General features: G+C 43.8%; 1 protein-coding gene. It reads left to right on the forward strand.

Features of this window, described 5'->3' with window-relative positions; genetic code table 11:
• Window positions 1–4: 4 nt before the first annotated feature.
• Window positions 5–553: HAD-IIA family hydrolase (locus ACRCJ0_RS18955; RefSeq protein WP_431391751.1), on the forward strand; the 549-nt coding region annotated here is incomplete at its 3' end.

The raw sequence follows: 553 nt of genomic DNA on the forward strand, positions 1-553 counted from the left end.
ATAGATGGATCTACAAGATAAGGTTTTCTTAATTGATTTAGATGGTACTATGTACCGCGGCGGTCAACCGATAGCGGGTGCGAAGGACTTTATTGAGCGCTTGATTGGAGATAATATTCCATTTATGTTTGTGACCAACAATGCCATGCGTAAACACCAGGCAGCAGCAGATAATTTAAATAAAATTACGGGCTTAAATGTTGAGGGTAAACATTTCTACACCTCAGTGGATACTTTGCGCTTTATCCTTGCTGAAGATTTAACATCTGGCAAGCTGACAAAAGAAACAGGCAAAGCCTATGTCATCGGAATGGATTACTTAAAAGATGAAGTAGTGGACGCAGGTTTTGAATTGACTCAAAACGTCGACCAGGACCCGTGCGATGTGGTGATCGTTGGCCTTGACCAAGAAGTGACGTATCCACAATTCATTGAAGCCTCGATTGCAGTTCAAAGAGGGGCTGCTTTCTATCTCACCAACCCAGATGTACAATTCCCTTCAAGCCGAGGATTTGTGCCCGGTGCTGGTGCCATAGGTCAAGTAATCACTGCC

The organism is Aerococcus sp. L_32, from assembly GCF_050689315.1.